The sequence below is a fragment of the Rhabdaerophilum sp. SD176 genome, assembly GCF_030143245.1.
GTDB lineage: Bacteria > Pseudomonadota > Alphaproteobacteria > Rhizobiales > Beijerinckiaceae > Rhabdaerophilum.
The window spans coordinates 1-17,588 of sequence record NZ_JARJNS010000010.1 but is presented as its reverse complement, the minus strand read 5'-3'; the positions used below and the strand labels follow the sequence as shown (position 1 = coordinate 17,588).

Annotated in this window: 16 protein-coding genes; 6 read left to right on the top strand and 10 right to left on the bottom strand. The window is 64.1% G+C overall.

What is annotated here, in order from left to right; genetic code table 11:
• The first annotated feature begins 72 nt into the window (after positions 1 to 72).
• The 6 genes from P0652_RS17830 to P0652_RS17805 all read left to right on the top strand — a co-directional run bounded on the left by P0652_RS17830 (position 73) and on the right by P0652_RS17805 (position 8,504).
• A complete protein-coding gene (locus tag P0652_RS17830; protein WP_284180244.1) occupies positions 73 to 600 on the top strand; it encodes a SixA phosphatase family protein in 528 nt (175 codons plus the stop codon).
• 61 nt (positions 601 to 661) lie between these two features.
• Complete coding sequence (locus P0652_RS17825; RefSeq protein ID WP_284180242.1) at positions 662 to 2,128, top strand: YcjX family GTP-binding protein; 1,467 nt, start codon at positions 662 to 664, stop codon at positions 2,126 to 2,128.
• On the top strand, positions 2,125 to 3,162 hold the full coding sequence (locus P0652_RS17820) for a YcjF family protein (RefSeq protein ID WP_284180241.1): 1,038 nt from the start codon (positions 2,125 to 2,127) through the stop codon (positions 3,160 to 3,162). Before P0652_RS17825 ends, P0652_RS17820 begins: the two co-directional genes overlap by 4 nt.
• A gap of 184 nt (positions 3,163 to 3,346) precedes the next feature.
• Positions 3,347 to 4,690: a flagellar hook protein FlgE gene (locus P0652_RS17815; RefSeq protein ID WP_284180240.1), complete on the top strand. Its 1,344-nt coding sequence runs from the start codon at positions 3,347 to 3,349 to the stop codon at positions 4,688 to 4,690.
• A 400-nt stretch (positions 4,691 to 5,090) separates the two neighbouring features.
• Positions 5,091 to 6,971, top strand: a complete 1,881-nt coding sequence (flgK, locus tag P0652_RS17810; RefSeq protein ID WP_284180239.1) for a flagellar hook-associated protein FlgK — start codon at positions 5,091 to 5,093, stop codon at positions 6,969 to 6,971.
• Between the two features lie 3 nt (positions 6,972 to 6,974).
• Entirely contained in the window at positions 6,975 to 8,504 is a 1,530-nt protein-coding gene (locus tag P0652_RS17805; protein WP_284180238.1) for a flagellin, read from the top strand.
• 235 nt (positions 8,505 to 8,739) lie between these two features.
• Here P0652_RS17805 and flaF read toward each other — a convergent pair whose 3' ends face one another.
• The 10 genes from flaF to P0652_RS17755 all read right to left on the bottom strand — a co-directional run bounded on the left by flaF (position 8,740) and on the right by P0652_RS17755 (position 17,354).
• Complete coding sequence (flaF, locus tag P0652_RS17800; RefSeq protein ID WP_284180237.1) at positions 8,740 to 9,150, bottom strand: flagellar biosynthesis regulator FlaF; 411 nt, start codon at positions 9,148 to 9,150, stop codon at positions 8,740 to 8,742.
• A complete protein-coding gene (gene flbT, locus P0652_RS17795; RefSeq protein WP_284180236.1) occupies positions 9,086 to 9,526 on the bottom strand; it encodes a flagellar biosynthesis repressor FlbT in 441 nt (146 codons plus the stop codon). The genes flaF and flbT overlap by 65 nt, the downstream gene beginning before the upstream one ends.
• A gap of 153 nt (positions 9,527 to 9,679) precedes the next feature.
• Complete coding sequence (locus P0652_RS17790; protein ID WP_284180235.1) at positions 9,680 to 10,459, bottom strand: cephalosporin hydroxylase family protein; 780 nt, start codon at positions 10,457 to 10,459, stop codon at positions 9,680 to 9,682.
• 10 nt (positions 10,460 to 10,469) lie between these two features.
• The gene (locus P0652_RS17785) at positions 10,470 to 11,306 is read right to left on the bottom strand and encodes an NAD-dependent epimerase/dehydratase family protein (protein ID WP_284180234.1); all 837 of its coding nucleotides are present in this window, start codon (positions 11,304 to 11,306) and stop codon (positions 10,470 to 10,472) included.
• Positions 11,303 to 11,791, bottom strand: coding sequence for an acyltransferase (locus P0652_RS17780; protein ID WP_284180233.1), 489 nt, complete (start codon positions 11,789 to 11,791; stop codon positions 11,303 to 11,305). Before P0652_RS17780 ends, P0652_RS17785 begins: the two co-directional genes overlap by 4 nt.
• Positions 11,788 to 13,014 carry a class I SAM-dependent methyltransferase gene (locus P0652_RS17775; protein ID WP_284180232.1) on the bottom strand — a complete coding sequence of 409 codons (1,227 nt, stop codon included), beginning with the start codon at positions 13,012 to 13,014 and terminating at the stop codon, positions 11,788 to 11,790. The genes P0652_RS17780 and P0652_RS17775 overlap by 4 nt, the downstream gene beginning before the upstream one ends.
• Complete coding sequence (locus P0652_RS17770; protein ID WP_284180231.1) at positions 13,011 to 13,571, bottom strand: dTDP-4-dehydrorhamnose 3,5-epimerase family protein; 561 nt, start codon at positions 13,569 to 13,571, stop codon at positions 13,011 to 13,013. The genes P0652_RS17775 and P0652_RS17770 overlap by 4 nt, the downstream gene beginning before the upstream one ends.
• Entirely contained in the window at positions 13,568 to 14,632 is a 1,065-nt protein-coding gene (gene rfbG, locus P0652_RS17765; RefSeq protein WP_284180230.1) for a CDP-glucose 4,6-dehydratase, read from the bottom strand. The genes P0652_RS17770 and rfbG overlap by 4 nt, the downstream gene beginning before the upstream one ends.
• Complete coding sequence (gene rfbF, locus P0652_RS17760; protein WP_284180229.1) at positions 14,626 to 15,396, bottom strand: glucose-1-phosphate cytidylyltransferase; 771 nt, start codon at positions 15,394 to 15,396, stop codon at positions 14,626 to 14,628. Before rfbF ends, rfbG begins: the two co-directional genes overlap by 7 nt.
• Positions 15,393 to 17,354, bottom strand: coding sequence for an O-linked N-acetylglucosamine transferase, SPINDLY family protein (locus tag P0652_RS17755; protein WP_284180228.1), 1,962 nt, complete (start codon positions 17,352 to 17,354; stop codon positions 15,393 to 15,395). Before P0652_RS17755 ends, rfbF begins: the two co-directional genes overlap by 4 nt.
• Positions 17,355 to 17,588 lie beyond the last annotated feature (234 nt).

The following is a 17,588-nucleotide window of genomic DNA, read 5'->3' as shown; positions in this document are numbered from 1 at the left end:
CCGCGCCTCGCGTCAAAGAGAGGCAGGCTTTGTGCCGGCAGAGAGGCCGGCGGTTCAAGGGTGCATGCGGCGATGCGACATCTGTTCCTGCTTCGACACGGCAAATCCGCCTGGCCGGAAGGCATCGCCGACCATGACCGCCCGCTGGCGCCCCGCGGCGAGGGCGCTGTTCCGCTGGTCGGCATGCGGCTGAAGGCCATCCAGCCGCATTTCGACCGGGTGCTCGTTTCCGATGCCCGCCGGACCCGCGAGACCTTCGCGCGGCTCCGCACCGTGATGCCTGAACTCGAGCCGATCATCGAGCCGTCGATCTACGAGGCCACGCCGGCGCGGCTGTTCCGGCTGGTGCAGGATCTGCCCGACGAGGCCTCGGCCGTGCTGATGGTGGGGCATAATCCCGGATTCCACGCGCTCGCGCTCTATCTCGCCGGGTTGCCGGGGGGCGATGAGGAGGCCTATCGCCGGCTCGAATGCAAGTTGCCGACTGCCGGGCTCGTCCACCTCGCCTTGCAGGGAGGTTGGGGCGGGATCGACCAGGCTTCGTGCCAGCTCCGCCATTTCATCACGCCCGCCATGCTGGGTGGCGTCGACGAGGATTGAACCGGGCACCCCTTGCCAGCGCAGCGGTGGATCGCCATTCCTAACGCGGGAAACATTGCGCATGGCACAGGACAGTTCTGTTCCGCCCGGCTCGCTCTGGGAGGATATCAAGGCCGGCACGGCCAATCTCGGACATTATCTCGGCACGTTGGGCAATCCGTCGCTCCGGCTCGGGGTGACCGGGCTTTCGCGGGCGGGGAAGACGGTCTTCATCACCGGGCTGGTCCATGCGCTGGTCTCCGGTGGCCGCATGCCCGCCTTCAAGGCCATGGCGGAAGGACGGATCGCCGCCGCCCGCGTGGTGCAGCACCCCGATGATGCGTTGCCGCGCTTTGCCTATGAGGAGCATCTCGCCACGTTGACCGGGCCTGACCGGCACTGGCCGCAATCGACGCGGGCCATTTCCGGGTTGAGCCTCGAGATCGATTACGAGAGCCGGCAGCGCTATCTCGGCGGGCTGATCGGCGGCGGCGCCTCGCGCCTCAACCTCGACCTTGTCGATTACCCCGGCGAATGGCTGCTCGACCTGCCGCTTCTGGCCAAGGACTATGCGACCTTCTCCGGCGAAATCTTCACGAAGGCCGGCGAGGGGCAGCGGCGCGAGCCTTTCGCTGCCTTCGTCGCCGCGGCGCGGGCAATCGACCCGGCAGCACCGGCCGAGGAACCCGAGATCCGGCGGCTTGCCGATCTCTTCGGCGGGGCCCTGCGGGCGTGCCGGGATGACGGGCGCGGACTTTCCGCGCTGGCGCCGGGGCGGTTCCTGATGCCGGGCGACCTCGAAGGCGCGCCGGCCCTGACCTTTGCGCCCTTGCCCGGCGGGGCAGGGGGAGGCGCCGCCGGATCCCTCGGCGCGGTGATGGCCCGGCGCTACGAGGCCTACAAAAGCCGGATCGTCCGGCCGTTCTTCGTCGACCATTTCTCGCGGATCGACCGGCAGGTCGTTCTGGTGGACGTGCTCTCGGCGCTCAATGGCGGGGTGGAAGCCCTGGCGGATCTCGAAACCGCGCTTGTCGATGTACTGGCCGCCTTTCGCATCGGTGCCCGGTCGTTGCTGTCGAACCTGTTCGCGCCGCGTGTCACGCGGGTCCTCTTCGCGGCCACCAAGGCCGACCATCTCCACAGCACCAACCATGACCGGCTGGAAGCCCTGCTGCGCGTGCTGGTGCGCCGCGCCTATCACCGGGCGCAGGCGGCCGGCGTGCCAAGCGAGAGCCTCGCGCTGGCCTCGATCCGCGCCACGCGCGAGGTGATGGCAAGGCAGGGCGGGCAGGACCTGCCCTGTGTCGCCGGGGTGCCGATGGCCGGCGAGCGGCTCGGCGATACGCGTTTCGACGGCGAGACCGAGGCGGCGCTCTTCCCGGGTGACCTGCCGGAGGATGTCGAGGTGATCTTCCGCGGCCGTGCCGTGCCGCTTTCCTTCCTGCGTTTCCGCCCGCCCGGGCCGGAAGCGCGCCGCCAGGCCGAGGGGCTGCCGCATATCCGGCTCGACCGGGCGCTCGAATTCCTGCTCGGAGACCAACTATCATGAGCGACCAGACCCCGCGCGTCCTGCCCGTCGCCCCTGCCGGCGAGCGGCCGTCGCGCGCGCCGCAGGCCTTCGTGCTCGACGAGGGTGGCCCGAAACGCCGCGATGCCGAGATCACCGAGGCGCCGGAACCGGCTGAGGACGGGCCGGCCACGCCCCCCGCCGCACCGCCTTCCGGCAGCTGGTTCAGCCTGTCGAGCCTGTTCTGGACGGCGCTTTCCCTGCTCGTCACGCTCTATCTGGCGGAAGCGGCCTGGGGCTTCGTGCTGTCGCTCCAGACAAAGGCGCCCTGGCTGGGCATGGCCGCGCTCGGGCTGCTCGGCACGGTGCTGGTGCTCGGGCTGTTCTTCGTTCTCCGCGAGATTTTCGGCATTTTCCGGTTGCGGGCGGTTGGCCGGCTCCGCGAACAGGCCGATGCTGTGCGCGAGAAACCTGCGGCGGAACGACTCCTGCGCGACCTGTCCTCGTTCTACGCCGGCGATGCCACTACCGCGCAGGCGCGGGCTGAGATCCGGCGCGTGCTGGGCGAGATCCACGATGCGGAAACGCTGGTTGCCGTTGCGGAAAGGGGCCTGCTCGGCCCGAAGGACCAGCAGGCACGGCAGCTGATCGCGGAGGCGGCGCAGCGCGTCTCGCTGGTCACAGCCCTGTCGCCCAAGGCGATTGTCGATCTCGCCTTCGTGCTCGGCCAGAGCCTCGTGCTGATCCGGCGGCTTTCGGCGCTCTATGGCGGACGGGCCAGCGGGATCGGCCTGATGCGGCTCGGAATGCGGGTGCTTGGCCATCTCGTCGTGACCGGCGGTATGGCGGTCGCGGATTCCGCGTTCGGCCAGATCATCGGCACCGGCATGGCAGCGCGGCTCTCGGCCAAACTGGGGGAAGGCGTACTCAACGGGGTGCTCACCGCCAGGGTAGGAATTGCCGCCCTTGATCTCTGTCGACCCCTGCCATTCCGTCATTTGCCGGAAATCAAACTATCAGAGGTTGCAAAAATTAGCCTCACACAAGAAAAGGTTGCGGAAAATCCTGCCGGCTGAACCGCTGTTCCGGCCGAAAGTTCCAGCAACTCTAGCGTGTATCTTCAGCTAACCCATTGAAATATCTGGCCATCGATGGATGGCACGCCCCTTGCGAACTTGGATGTCCAGGCAGGGGACCAGCAGGTCTCGCGTCACGGTTCCCGCCACCAGGTTCATTTGCTCGCGACGGGGTTTCAGGTCCATGGGTATCTTCGGTGCAATGACGACGGCGATTTCTGGCCTTACTTCCCAGAGCTTCGCCCTCGAAAACATCTCCGGCAACATCGCCAATTCACGCACGACGGGCTTCAAGCGCGTCGACACTTCCTTCGCCGATCTCGTCCCGGACATGCCGCCGCGGCGTGAACTTTCCGGCTCGGTCGGGGCCTTCAGCCGCAACACCACCACGGTGCAGGGCGATATCGCGGCCAGCCAGATCGGCACCAACATGGCGATCACCGGCGAGGGCTTCTTCGCCGTTCGCCAGCGGACAGGCGATGCGGGTGGCCAGCCGGTCTTCTCCGGCGCCAGCCTCTACACGCGCCGCGGCGATTTCGAAGTGGACCGCAACGGCTACCTCGTCAACGGGACCGGCAATTACCTGATGGGCTATCAGGTGGATCCGACGACGGGGGCCATCACGGGCTCGCAGCTCAATGTGATCCGCATTCCCTCGTCGAACCTCGCGGCCCGCGCCTCGACCACCATCGAATACGAGGCCAACCTGCCGAAATATCCGCTGACGGCGAATGCGAATGCCTCGACGCCGGGTTCGGAACTGCTGACGCCGGCCAACGACCTCGCGGCAGTGCCGGCGGCCCAGGAAACCAACTTCCTCAACGAGACGATCGCTGGCCAGTCGGTCACGGTCTATGACGCGGCCGGCTCGCCGATCAATGTCCAGATGCGTTGGGGCAAGACCTCCAACGCGGCGCCGGAAACCTGGAGCATGTTCTATCTCTCGGACAGCAACGCGGTTGGTCCGGCCACCAAATGGACCCGCATCTCGAACACGGTGCAGTTCAACGCTGCCGGCCAGCTGACCAGCCCGGCCACAGGCGTGATCAACACGCCCTTCACCGTGGATGGCGTGACGACCGGCGCGATCAACCTGACCTTCGGCACGACCGGGCTGACCCAGTTCGCCGATCCGAACGGCCAGCTGAACCCGAACCGCATCACCCAGGACGGCTATCCCACCGGTACGCTGCAGGACATCAACGTGGCCGATGGCGGCCGCATCATGGGGTCCTATTCGAACGGCCAGACCGTGCCGCTTGCCCAGGTGGCGATTGCCGAATTCCCGGCCGCCAACCTCCTGAAGCGCAATGACGGCGGCATTTTCGAGCAGACGCTCGAATCCGGGCAGCCGCTGATCAATTCAGGCGGGGACGGGATCATCGGTGCCAGCCTCGAGAATTCCAACGCGGATATCGCCGACGAATTCTCGAAGATGATCGTCACGCAGCAGGCCTACTCGGCCAATACCCGCGTGGTCACCACCGCGCAGTCGATGCTGCAGGACGTGATCAACATCATCCGCTGAGGCGGAGACGCGTAACGCCTGAGGGCAGAGTGATGAACATGGGTTTCGCAGCGTATCGCGAGCAGGGTCCGGGGGAGGCGACAGCCCTTCCCCGGGCTTCGGCGCGTCGGTGCGGACCCCCCATTCCAGCCCATCCGGCCACCAGGTCGTGCCGCTTCCTTCGGGAGAGCCGGCGCAGCTCACGCTTTGCCATGTCTCCTGCCCGTGAGCCGCATGGGCACGCAGGACATGGCCCGGATCAACTCTACCGACGGATTTCCGCGGGTGATCGTTACCGCGCCGGCCTGACCGGCCGCGACGCGGCGCGTCGTTACCGCGCTGCACATGTTTCAGGACGTCATGAACATCGTCCGATGACGATGTTGTCCGCCCCGGAAGGGGTCGGACGAAGGAGGAAAAGATGGGACTGATCTCCGCCTTGCAGAACGCCGTTTCCGGGCTGACTGTAAATTCCTCGCAGATGAACCTCATCTCGCGCAACGTCGCGAATGCGGGAACGGTCGGCTATACCCGTCGCGTCCTCTCGACGCGCGAAACCAGTGCCACCGGCATCACCGCCGGGGCCGTACTCGAGGTCGAGGTCAACCGCGTCCTTGATTCGCTGCTCCAGAAGCAGCTGAGGCTCGAGGCCGGCGGCGGGGCCTATTCCTCCACGCGCGCGGACTACCTCCGGCGCGTTGACTCGCTGTTCGGCGAGCCGGGATCGGAAGCCGCCCTCAACACGATCTTCGGCAAGTTCTCGACGGCCATGCAGCAACTCGCTGCCGACCCTGCCTCGCCGACGGCACGTCAGAACCTGCTGGCCCAGGCGCAGAGCATGGCGGCAACGCTCAACAGCCTCAGCGAGAACGTCCAGCTGATGCGCGGCGAGATCGAGGCGAAGATCGCCGACCAGGCCGAAAAGGTGAACACACTGCTCGAGGGCATCGAGGTTACGACCAAGAAGCTCAACGAAATCTATGATTCCGCGACCCGGCAGGGTCTTATGGACCAGCGCGACAAATATATCGACGAGCTGTCAAACTATTTCGACATCCGCACCTTTGATAACGGCACCGGCAACTTCAACATCTACACCACGTCGGGCGGCCCCCTCTTCATCGAGGGCCGGAACCTGCGGCTGCAATTCGACGAGCGCTTCGCGGTCTCGGCCAACAGCCTGTACAACCAGAACCCGGCGCAATCCACGCTCGGCCACCTGATCATCGCCGATCCGATCGGCGGGCAGGTTGACCTGACCCGGAACGGGCTCGTCAAATCCGGCAGCATGGCGGCCCTGTTCGACCTGCGCGACAATGTGCTGGTCGAGACGCAGGCCCATCTCGACGAATTCGCGGCAGCGGTCACCACCTCGCTCGGAGACCGGACGATCTCCGGCACTGCTGCTACGGTCGGTCCGCAGACCGGGTTCGACCTCGATCTCAATGCACTGCAGAGCGGCAATGTCGTCACGCTCGAATACACGATCCAGCCGGCGGGCACGCGGCAGAAAGTGTCGTTCATCGCGGTCAACGATCCGGCCGCGCTGCCGCTCCCGGCCGGTTCGACCGCAGACCCGAATGATGTCGAATATGGCATCGATTTCTCGGGCGGCTTCCCGGCGGCGATCGCCGCCATAGGCGCGGCGCTGGGTGCACCCTTCACCGTCAACGATCTTGGTGGTGGCGTGGTCCAGATCCTGGATGACGGCGCCGGCAATACCCGCGACGTCAACTCACTTTCGGCCCGTGCCACCGCGACGGCGCTGACCGACCAGGGCACGGCCTTGCCCTTCTTCGTCGACGGGAATGCCGGCTCGCAGCTCTACACCGGCTCGTTTGACAGCGGTTCGCAGAAGCGGGGCTATTCCAGCGGCATCCGGGTCAACCCGTTGCTGCTTTCGGATCCGAGCCGCCTTGTGGTCTACCAGACCGTGCCGACGACCACGTCGAGCGGCGATCCGACGCGGCCCAGCTTCCTGCGCGACCAGCTCCAGAGCTGGGAGACCGACTTCACGCCGGCCATCTCGCTGACCGGCTCGACCGCCGTCTATCGCGGCACGGCCGGCCAGTTCCTTGACCGGGTGATCGCCACACAGACTCAGGCGGCGAGCAATGCCGAGGCCCTTTCGGAAGGACAGGAAGTGGTGCTCTCCACCCTGCGGGAGCGCGCGGCCTCGATTTCCGGTGTCGACAAGGATCAGGAACTCGCCGACCTCGTCGAGATCCAGAATATCTACGCGGCCAATGCCCGCATCATTTCCGCCGTCCGTGACATGTTCGACGCCCTGCTGAGGATCTAAGCCATGTATGTCCCGACCTCACTCTACCCCTATGCCGGCGGCACGCTGAAATCGAAGCAGAATGCCCGCCTGCTCCTGTCCATGCGCTACCAGCTCGATGACCTGCAACGGCAGATCGCGAGCGGCAAGAAGTCCCAGACCTTCGGTGGCCTGGGTGACATGCGCGTCAGCTCTCTGACCTTCCGCAACCAGACCGGCGTGACCGAGGGCTATACGAGCGTGATCGACATCACCTCGATCCGCCTCAAGATCATGGACCAGAGCACGAATGAGCTCCGGACCCTCGTGGATAAGGCCCGCAGCGTCATGCTGGAGACGCGCGGCACCGGCGGCTATCCCGAAATCACCGCCGGGGTGAAGCAGGTCCAGGCCCAGTTCGAGCAGATCGTGACGTCGCTGAACAACCAGCATGAAGGGCTCTATCTCTATTCCGGCCGCACCCGGGATGTCCGGCCGGTGGTCGATGCGAACACGATCATGTGGGGTGACGGCACCAATGCCGGCCTGCGCCAGGTGATCGACGAGCGCCGCCAGGCCGATCTCGGCGTAACAGGGCTCGGCCGCATGACGACCAACCTTGTCGGCTCCAATGTGACGCTGGCCGAGGATGCTGTTGGCAACCCGTTCGGCATCAAGCTGGTGGCCGGCTCCGTGGGTGGCGCGATGTCGAATGTTACAGTGACCGGCCCGGCCGGTGCGCCGCCGCAGCTCGATGTCAACTTTACAGGCCTGCCACTGGCAGGCGAGCGGATCAGCTTCACGGTTCAGCTGCCGGATGGCAAGACGGTCAATCTCGGCTTCGCCGTCGACCAGGCCGGCACTGCAGACGATACCGTTTTCCCGGTCGGTGCAACGCCGGCGGCAACCGCAGCCAACCTGCAGGCGGCCATCAATTCCCGCCTGACATCGATCGGCCAGGGCGAGTTGCGTGCGGCCTCCGGCCTCGTGGCAGCGCGGGAGTTCTTCTCCGGCTCCGTCAATAACCCGCCGCCGCGTGTGGCGGGTCCGCCGTTCAACACGGCGACGGCCTATGCACCAGCAGGCACCCGCCCGACCGTGATCTGGTATCGCGGCGATGACGACACGCTCGTGGCCGCGCGCGATACACAAAGGGCCGAGGTGGATGGCGGTACGGTCATCAATTTCGGCGCACGGGCCAACGAGACCGCCTTGCGGGAATCCATGGTGGCCCTTGGCATGTTCCTGGCTGAAGATTACCCCCCGGGGATCGCGTCAACGCAGGACCGGTTCGACGGTGCTGCCGCCCGAGCGATCGAGGTTTTTGGGTCGACCGGTGGACCGAACGCGATTCTCGAAATGAACGGCGATTTCGGCCGGGCGAGCTCGCAGGTGAAGGATGCCGAGACGCGGCACGAAGACCGCAAGGTCTTCCTCAGCTCGCTGCTGGCAGAGATCGAGAATGCCAACAAGGAAGAGGCGATCCTGCAGCTTACCTCGCTGCAGACCACGCTGGAGGCAAGCTACTCGGTCACGTCCCGGCTGTCGCAGCTGTCGCTGGTCAATTACCTCTAGGATCCGTACCGCTTGCTGCAGGCCGGGTTCATCCGGCCTGCCTGTCTCGGGCGCCTTTCGGGGCGCCCTTTTTCTTGGACAGGAGATTTCCTGGGCTTCCCCGAGTGTGCAGGAAGAAGACCTGCCGCGATGGGACCGCATCGCATGCCAACCGGTGCCGAAGGCCCGGGCAGGGGATTGCCTCGAAAAAAAACGCCCCGGCGAGGGGCGTCGGTGTTGCGGAACCGGGCCGGCTTCAGCCGGCAGCGGCAACGGCGCGGGTGTCGCCGGCGAGCTCTTCGCCCCCCCGGCCACGCAGGCCGGCAGCGATATGCTGGTTGATTTCGATCAGGACATCGAGCTTCGATGGATCGGGTTCAAAAAGGATGCGCATGCACTGATTGATCACGAATCGGCTCAGGCCGATCATGTTCGCGCGGGTTTCCTGCGGGAGCGGCGATTCCGGATCGGTGGCCGCGTCGAGGAAGATCGCCCAGACCTGCCGGTTATGCGACAGCGGGTCTTCCATGACCGTCGCGCTCGGTTCCCAATTGTCCTTCAGCCACTGCAGCTTGCTGGCTGCCTTGAGAAGGGCGCGGGCCTCAAGCTCTCGCTGGCTGAGGGCAAGAGTCTGGGTCTTGTTGTACGCTTGAATTCCGGGCTGCATGCTCGAACAGTTTCCTCTCGTACGCCAGAAGCTGCTTAGCTTCCTTGAGGGCTTTATAGAACTCGCCGTTTAAAATATGGTTGTGAATGGCCATCAGGATCTTGGTAGAACTTGGGACAGCTTTCTGGAAGTCTGTAACAAACTTATTATATAGACCAATGTTCTCGGATACTTTGCCGTCAATATACATCAATTGTATTGTGAGGTAGATCAGCTTGGCCGGACTGTCGGCCGATTTGGGGCTCAGGATATCCTTTTCCCGCAGGATCGGCGCATTGCCCTCGATGATCAGGCTCGTGCGTTGATCGCAGTTCCTGACAACTGCGGTCCCGATGATGATGCGTTCGTTGGGCTTGAGCTCGACTTTAAGGGCCACGTTCGGCCTCCTTCTTGTCAGAGGAGTTCACCATAGGGGTGTAAACAACTCGTTGCGCTCCTCCGGACAATTCCTGACTCGTCCAACGAATGCAACCAAAAGTAGCAGAACCGGCCTGCCGGGCCGGCCCTGAACCCTTCCCGCCCTCGCCGATCACCCCACGCGCTTCAGGAACCCCTGCGCGGCAACGGTGACCATCAGACGGCCCTCGATCGACTTGTCGATCACGAATTCCGGATGGGCCTTGAGGTATTCACGCATCGCCGTCATCGGGTTATCGCCGGGCGACCAGGGCCGGTCCGGGAAGAGATCGGCCGGCATGTCCTCGACGAAGGAGTCGAAGACGACGCAATAGCTGCCCTTGGACACCATGGGTGCATAGGCTTCGAGTTCGGCGAGCACATGGGCATGCGTGTGCATCGAATCGAGGAAGACCATGATGGTCTTGTGGCCGGCTGCCGCGGCCCGGACGGCGGCGACCGTCTCGGGAGCAATGCTCGAGCCCTCGACAAGATGCAGCATGGGCCGGAGCGGGTGGGCATCCAGAGCGGCGCGGTTATGCGGCCGGATATCGATATCGATGCCGATGACCTTGCGCTTTGTCTTGCGGGGATCGAGCGTGGTGCCGGCGGCCATGGCGTCGCAATAATCGAGCATGGCAAGGATGCTGGCGCTGAGGATCAGCGAACCGCCATGGGCAATGCCGGTCTCGATCACCAGGTCCGGCTTGATCTGCCAGATCAGTTCCTGCACGGCCCACATATCCTGCGGATACTGGATGATCGGCCGGCCGAGCCAGTCGAAATTGTAGACGTATTTCTTCCGCATCGAGGATTCGAGCCAGGCCTGCGAGAGCTGCCGGAACTCGGTATCGGTCTGATAGGCTTCGAGGCGTGCAAGGCGTTCTTCAGCGAATTGTTTGACGGGGTCCATGGTGCCTCCCTCAGGCGGATGCGATGGCCGGGCGCGTGGCCCGGGCGACGGGGGTGAAAATGCTGCCGACAGCGGCGCGCGGATCGGCACCGAATTCGGTGCGGATCCGGGTGATGTCGATGGGCGGAAAGAGGATTTTCGGCGCGCCGGGTTCGACTGTCACGCGTGCGCCAGTGGCGGCGATGATGGCGTCGAGCCATTCGGCATGGCTGGTCCGGATGCCGCTGGCGAGATTGTAGATGCCGCTTGCCGGCCCGCGCGCCATGCGGGCGAGCAGGGGCACGACATCGTCGATATGGATGTAATCCTTGGCGGAATCGAGCGCGCTCCGCAGATGGATCCGGCCGGTGGTGGCCTCGCGCAGCAGCGACGGGATGAAGTTCTCCGAATCCGCATCCTCGCCGCCGACGACATTGGAGAGCCGCGCGACACAGGCGCGGCCGTGGCTGCCATGCAGGCAGAGGCTCTCGCCCATGAGCTTGGAGAGGTTGTACAGATCCGAGCCCGAATGCGGGTTCACGCCGAGGAACACGTCCTCGCGGGCCGGCTGGTCGCCATGCGCGGCGCCGCCATAGACGCGCGTCGAAGAGAGATAGACGAGCCGGTCGAAGCGGGCTTCCGCCAGCAGCCGCCGCAGGAGGCCGACATGCGCCTCCACGGTTTCCAGCGGGCGCGAGCGGAAATCGGCAGTCACGCCGATGCAATAGATGACGTTGCCCAGATCCTCGCTCCAGATCCCGCCATCGCCCCGGGCTGGCGCGAAGACCTCCTCGCCGGCCGTGCGCAGCCAGGCGACAAGCCGTCGCCCGATGGTTCCGCTGGCCCCGAGGATGGTGAACCGGGTCATGTGCGCTTCCCGATCGCGCGGGCCGGATTGCCGGCATAGACGGTATAGGCCTCGAACTCGCCCTTGACGAGCGTGCCGGCTGCGACGACACAGCCGCGCCTAAGGACGGTACCATCGAGCAGGACGCAATTCGCACCGATCCAGACATCGTCCTCGATGACGATGCCGCCCTTGCCGGGAAGGAAGCCCTGCTCCCGGATCAGGCGCGAGGCATCCTTGTAGGCATGGTTGACCGGCGCGAAGGTGCAATTGGCGGCGATGGCCACCGAATTGCCGATCCGGATGCCCTGGCCGGTATAGAGCACGCAGCCGGAATTCAGATAGACATGCTCGCCGATGACGAGGTCGCCCGAGCCGCCGACCGGCTTGATCTTGACGAAGCTGTCGACCATCGAATGGGCGCCGATCTCGATCCGGGTGCCGCGGGTCGAATCCTCGATATCCGCCAGTTTCGAGATGCGCGCTGTCGGGTGGATGGTGATCATGTCACCTCCAGTTCCGGCACGGCGACAACAAACCTGCCGCCCCATTCGCGGATGCCGGCCAACTGTTCCATCACTTCCTGGCGGATGTTCCAGGGCAGGATCAGCACGAGATCGGGCCTGTCGTTCCAGAGATGCGCCTCATCGACGATGGGCACGCGGCTGCCGGGCATGAATTTGCCCCGTTTCGCGGCGGCGCGATCGACGACATACGGCACAAGATCGGGCCGGATGCCGGCGAAGTTCATCAGCGTATTGCCCTTGGCGGCTGCCCCATAGGCGCCGACGCGCAGGCCCTTGCGCTTCGCCTCGATCAGGAAGGCGACAATGCCATCCTTCACGCCCTCGGCCTGCTTCTGGAACGTGGCATAGTAATCGGCCCGCTTCATGCCGGCCGCTTCCTCGCGCGCCAGCATCGCGCCGACAGCGGGGCTGACGGGCCGCATGCCGGTATCGCTGCGCTGGGCGAAGACGCGCAGGCTGCCGCCATGGGTGGCGATTTCCTCGACATCGAAGACGGCCAACCCGTTTGCGGCAAAGATGCGGGCGACGGCGGTCAGCGAGAGATACGAGTAATGCTCGTGATAGGCTGTATCGAACTGGTTCAGCGCGACCATGTTCAGAAGATGCGGGAATTCGAAGGTCGAGACGCCCGACGGCTTGAGCAGCTTTGCAAAGCCGCCGGCGAAATCGTTGATGTCCGGCACATGGGCCAGCACATTGTTCGCGGCCGTGAGGTCAGCGGCGCGGCCCTCGCCGGCGAGGCGTTCGCCCAAGGCGACGCCGAAGAATTCCTCGACAATGTCGATCCCCTTCGCCCGTGCGGCATCGGCGGTCGAGCGCGTCGGCTCGATGCCGTAGCAGGGAATGCCGGCGGCCTTCACATATTGCAGGAGATAGCCGTCATTGGCGGCGATCTCGACGACGCAACTCTGCGGGCCGAGCCCGAGCCGCTGGCGCATCGCCGTGACATAGGTTTCCGAATGTTTCAGCCAGCTCGTCGAGGTCGAACTGAAATAGGCGTATTCCTCGGTGAAGAGCGCCTCGCGGCCGGCATAATCCTCGGTCTGGACCAGCCAGCAGCTGTCGCAGACCATCACGCGGAGCGGGAACCAGGTTTCCGGCGCCTGCAATTGCGCGGCCGTGAGATAGGCATTCGAGGGCGGCGAGGCCCCGAGATCGAGGAAGGGATGACGGAGCGGCGTGCCGCAATGCCGGCATTTCACAGGGCAACTCCCTTGAAGTTGTCATCAATCAGCGGATGGCCGCGATCCCGGTCGGACATGACCGAAACCGGTAGCGGCCAGGCGATCCCGAAAGCGGGATCGAAGGCATTGACCGCGCCCTCGGCCTCCGGGGCATAGGCGCGGGAATGACAATAGAGAATCTCGACATCGGGCGAGAGCGCCTGGAAGCCGTGGGCGCAGCCTTCCGGAATGAGCAGGGCGCGGCCATTCTCTGCCGAGAGGATCTCGGCATGCCAGTGCAGGTAGCGCGGCGAAGCGGGGCGCAGGTCGAGCGCGACATCCCAGATCTCGCCGCGGAGGCAGGTGACGAGCTTCATCTCGGCATGGGGCGCGTATTGGAAATGCATGCCGCGGATCGTGCCCTGCGCGGCTGAATAGGTATGGTTGATCTGGGCGATCGGCATCGTCCAGCCGGCTTCGCGCAGGGTCTCGGCGCAGAAGATGCGGGCGAGGAAACCGCGCGGGTCGCCCAGCCTCGCACGGTCGACCCGGACCAGCCCGTCCAGCGTCAGCGGATGGAGCGCGAGGCGGCTCATATGGCCTCCGCGAAGGCGCGGAGATCGGAATCGCAGAGCGCGGTCGCGGATTGACCATCCGCCTCGGCGCGATACCAGGCCATGGTGCGGGCGATGCTCTCGGCAATATCCCAGCGCGGGCGGATGCCGAGCTGGGTCCGGGCGCGGGCGGTTTCCAGCGCCAGCCAGCCGGCTTCGTGCGGGCCGGCGGTGCCATCGCCATAATGCACAGCCGCTTGCGGGAAATGGCGGCGCGCCTGCTCGATTACGTCGCGCACGGTGGCCGCCTCGTGCGTATGCGGCCCGATATTGTAGGCTCCCGCGAGGGTCGGCTCGGCCCAGAGCCGTTCGGCAAGCACGAGATAGGCATTGACCGGCTCGAGGACATGCTGCCACGGACGGATCGATTGCGGACGGCGGATTTCCAGCGTCCCGCCCGAGAGCCAGGCGCGCACGGCATCGGGGATCAGCCGGTCTTCCGACCAGTCGCCGCCACCAATGACATTGCCGGCCCGGGCGGAGGCGATGGCCATGCCTTCGGCACGCAGGAAGGAATCGCGGTAGCTGGCGATCACGATCTCGCTCGCGCCCTTGCTGGCGCTGTAGGGATCATAGCCGCCGAGGGCATCCTCCTCCCGGTAGGGATAGGGATGCTCGAGATTGTGATAGACCTTGTCGGTCGTGACCATGACGGCCACGCGGCAGCCGGCGAGGCCGCGCAGGGCTTCCATCAGGTGCACGGTGCCCATCACATTGGTGGCGAAGGTCTCGACCGGCTCGCGATAGCTGGCGCGGACCAGTGGCTGCGCGGCCATGTGCAGCACGATTTCCGGCCGGGCGGCGCGGATGCGGCCGGAAAAGGCCTCGCGGTCGCGGATGTCGATGAGATGGCTGTCAACCTGCCGTGCGAGATCGAGCTTGCCGAACATGTCCGGCCGGGAATTCGGCGCGAGGGCAATGCCGGTCACTTCGGCGCCCATCCGCGCCAGCCACAGGGCGGCCCAGCCCCCCTTGAAGCCGGTATGGCCGGTGAGCAGAACGCGCTTGCCGCGCCAGAATTCTGGCGAGGCGGTGGCTACCATGTCTTCCACGGCGCCTTGCCCGAGGCCCAGAGATCCTCAAGAAGGTTTTTCTCGCGCAGGGTGTCCATCGGTTGCCAGAAACCGTCATGCTGGAAGGCGCGCAGCTGGTCGGAGGCGGCAAGGGCGCGCATGGGTTCGACTTCCCAGCTCATCGAATCGCCCTCGATCAGATCGATCACCCGGGGGGAGAGCACGAAGAAGCCGCCATTGATCCACCCGCCTTCCCCGCGCGGCTTCTCGATGAAGCCTGTCACCTTCTCGCCGTCGAGGCCGAGCGAGCCGAAGCGGCCGGGCGGTAGCACGGCCGTCACCGTGGCCAGCTTGCCATGCTCGCGGTGGAAGGCCAGGGTTGCGGCGATATCGACACTCGAGACGCCGTCGCCATAGGTAAAGCAGAAGGCCTCCTCGTCGCGGAGGTAGCGGCCGACGCGGCGGAGGCGCCCGCCGGTCATTGTGTCCTCGCCGGTATCGACCAAGGTCACGCGCCAGGGCTCGGCCTGCTCGCGATGCACTTCCATCCGGTTCTTTGCCATGTCGAACGTGACGTCCGACATGTGCAAGAAGTAGTTCTGGAAGTATTCCTTGATCAGATAGCCCTTGTAACCGCAGCAGATCACAAACTCGTTCACATTGTGGGACGAGTACATCTTCATGATGTGCCAGAGGATCGGTTTGCCGCCGATCTCGATCATCGGCTTGGGCCGCAGATGCGTCTCTTCCGAGATGCGGGTGCCGAGGCCGCCCGCCAGGATGACGGCTTTCATCGGTTCGACTCCTCGAAACGGACCATCATATCGCGATAGGCTCTCTCGAGGCCCCTGGTGCGTTCGACAAAATCCATGAAGGGGCTGTTCTGGATTCGCGGCCGTAACGTGCTGCGGAGTTCGGCAAGGGCATCGAGATCGCTGGCCGCCAGAACCGCACGCTCGATGAAATCCTCTTCCGTATCGACGATCCAGTCTCCGAGGCCCAGAGGTTCCAGCACCATCTGGCTCAGTCGGCCCACCGAGACACGGTCGCGTTTCGATACGACGGGGACTCCCAAAAAGAGCGATTCGAACGTTGTGGTGCCTGCATTGTGTGGCCAGCAATCAAGAGAAATGTCCATCTCATGATAGCCGTTCCAATGCGGCCGGGTGCTGACCAGATCGACGCGTGAGCGGTCGAAGCCCAGTTTCTCCAGTCGACCCATGAACCGATCGACCGTTTCCTCGTCTTCGAAGGGCTTCTGGTCGAGTCGGAGACGGCTGTTGGGCACCCGATCAAGGATAACCTTCCAGACGGACAGCAATCGATCATTGAACCGCACGATTCGTGACATCGAGCCAAAGGTCACATAGCCGTATTTCTGGGCCGGCAGCGGCGCTACCTCCGGAATCACATGCATCGGTGGCTGATAGGCATAAAGCGGAGAGGGGACGCGATAGATCTTCTCGCTGAAATACGGCTCTGAGCCTTCCGGCGTCAGGTTTTCATCGCCAATGAAGTAGTCGATCTCGTTCATCCCGGTTGTGTAGCCATAGCCGAGGTAGGTGCACTGCACCGGGGCAGGCCTCATGGCGAAGGCGCCGAGGCGGCTATCCGAGGTGTGGCCCGCCAGGTCGATGAGCACATCGATCTTGTCGGCATAAATCCGTTCGGCCACCTGCTCATGGGTCATGTTTGTGACGTCGACCCAGTGATCGAACGAGTTCTTCATCCGCTCCGTCACGGCATCCGGGCGATGGGTGTTCGAATAGGCGAACAACTCGAACTGTGCCCGATTATGCGCTGTGAAGATGGGGGCGATGAAATAGGCGACCACGTGGGCGTAAAGGTCAGCCGAAGAATAAGCAACGCGGATGCGCCGTCCTTCGATCTTCGGATGATTGCTATGATCAAATTTTCGAGGGAACTGTTTGCTGAAGCGTGTTCCGAAGGCGCGATACTCGTCGAAGACCTGCTCGGGTGTCTTGCGGTCATCGTAGTTCAATGAGAACAGGAACGTAGTGCCGATCTCGGCGTTCATTTCGTCGAGGCGCAGCACCCGCTCATAGATGGAAAGCGCTTCTTCGAACTCGCCCAGGACAACGAGCGCGTTTGCGTAGGCAATGATGTAGTCGTTTTTCTTCTGAAGTTCCCACGCCTTCCAGAGGCAATCGACCGATCGCACGAAGCGCATCTTGTCCTGATAGGCCTGTGCCAGGTAAAAAAGGACCTCGGCATTATCAGGCTGCTGTTCGTGGAGGCGCTCCAGTGTGACGGTAACTTCGTCGACAAAGATCTTCTGCAGCCGATAGGCGTTGGCGAGGTTGATTTTTGCGGGGATCGATTTGGGGTCCAGATGCAAGGCACGATGGAACGTGGCCGTGCCGTCTTGCATCTGGTTCCGGTGAATCTGGACAATTCCCCAGTTGACCAGCGATTCGACGTGATCGGGGTTGATCGACAGTGCCACCTGGGCGAGGCGCCCGGCCTCTTCGTAATTCCGTTCCGATATCCGGATGTTGGACAAGGTGGCAATGGCCGCGAGATTGTTCGGGTTCGCCCGCAGCGAACGCTCGAGCAACTCCTCGGCGGCAGCGAACCTGCCCTCACGCTTGACGACAGCGGCCAGATTCCCAAGCAACTCCGAATTGTTCGGATAGACGCGCATCAGGCGCTGGTATCCGGCCTTGGCTTTCTTGTATTCGCCATCGAGATGGTGCTTGACAGCTTCTTCGAACACTTTCTTCGGGTTCATCCGGCGCTCCAGAACGCTTTCGCGATGAGGGCGCAGAACATCCTGCCGTCCGGCCCCCGGGGTCGATGACGCGCAGCCCACCAGGAGAAGGACTGCTTTCGTACCGTTAACCAGACTTAAAGAAGAATGGTTAACAAAGCGCCAACGCGGCCGCTCCGGAGTGGTCGGCGGTGACGTTGCCCCCAAGTTTTATCCAGTTCTGAGTTCGTTTCCGGGGTTGGGATTGCCCTGCTG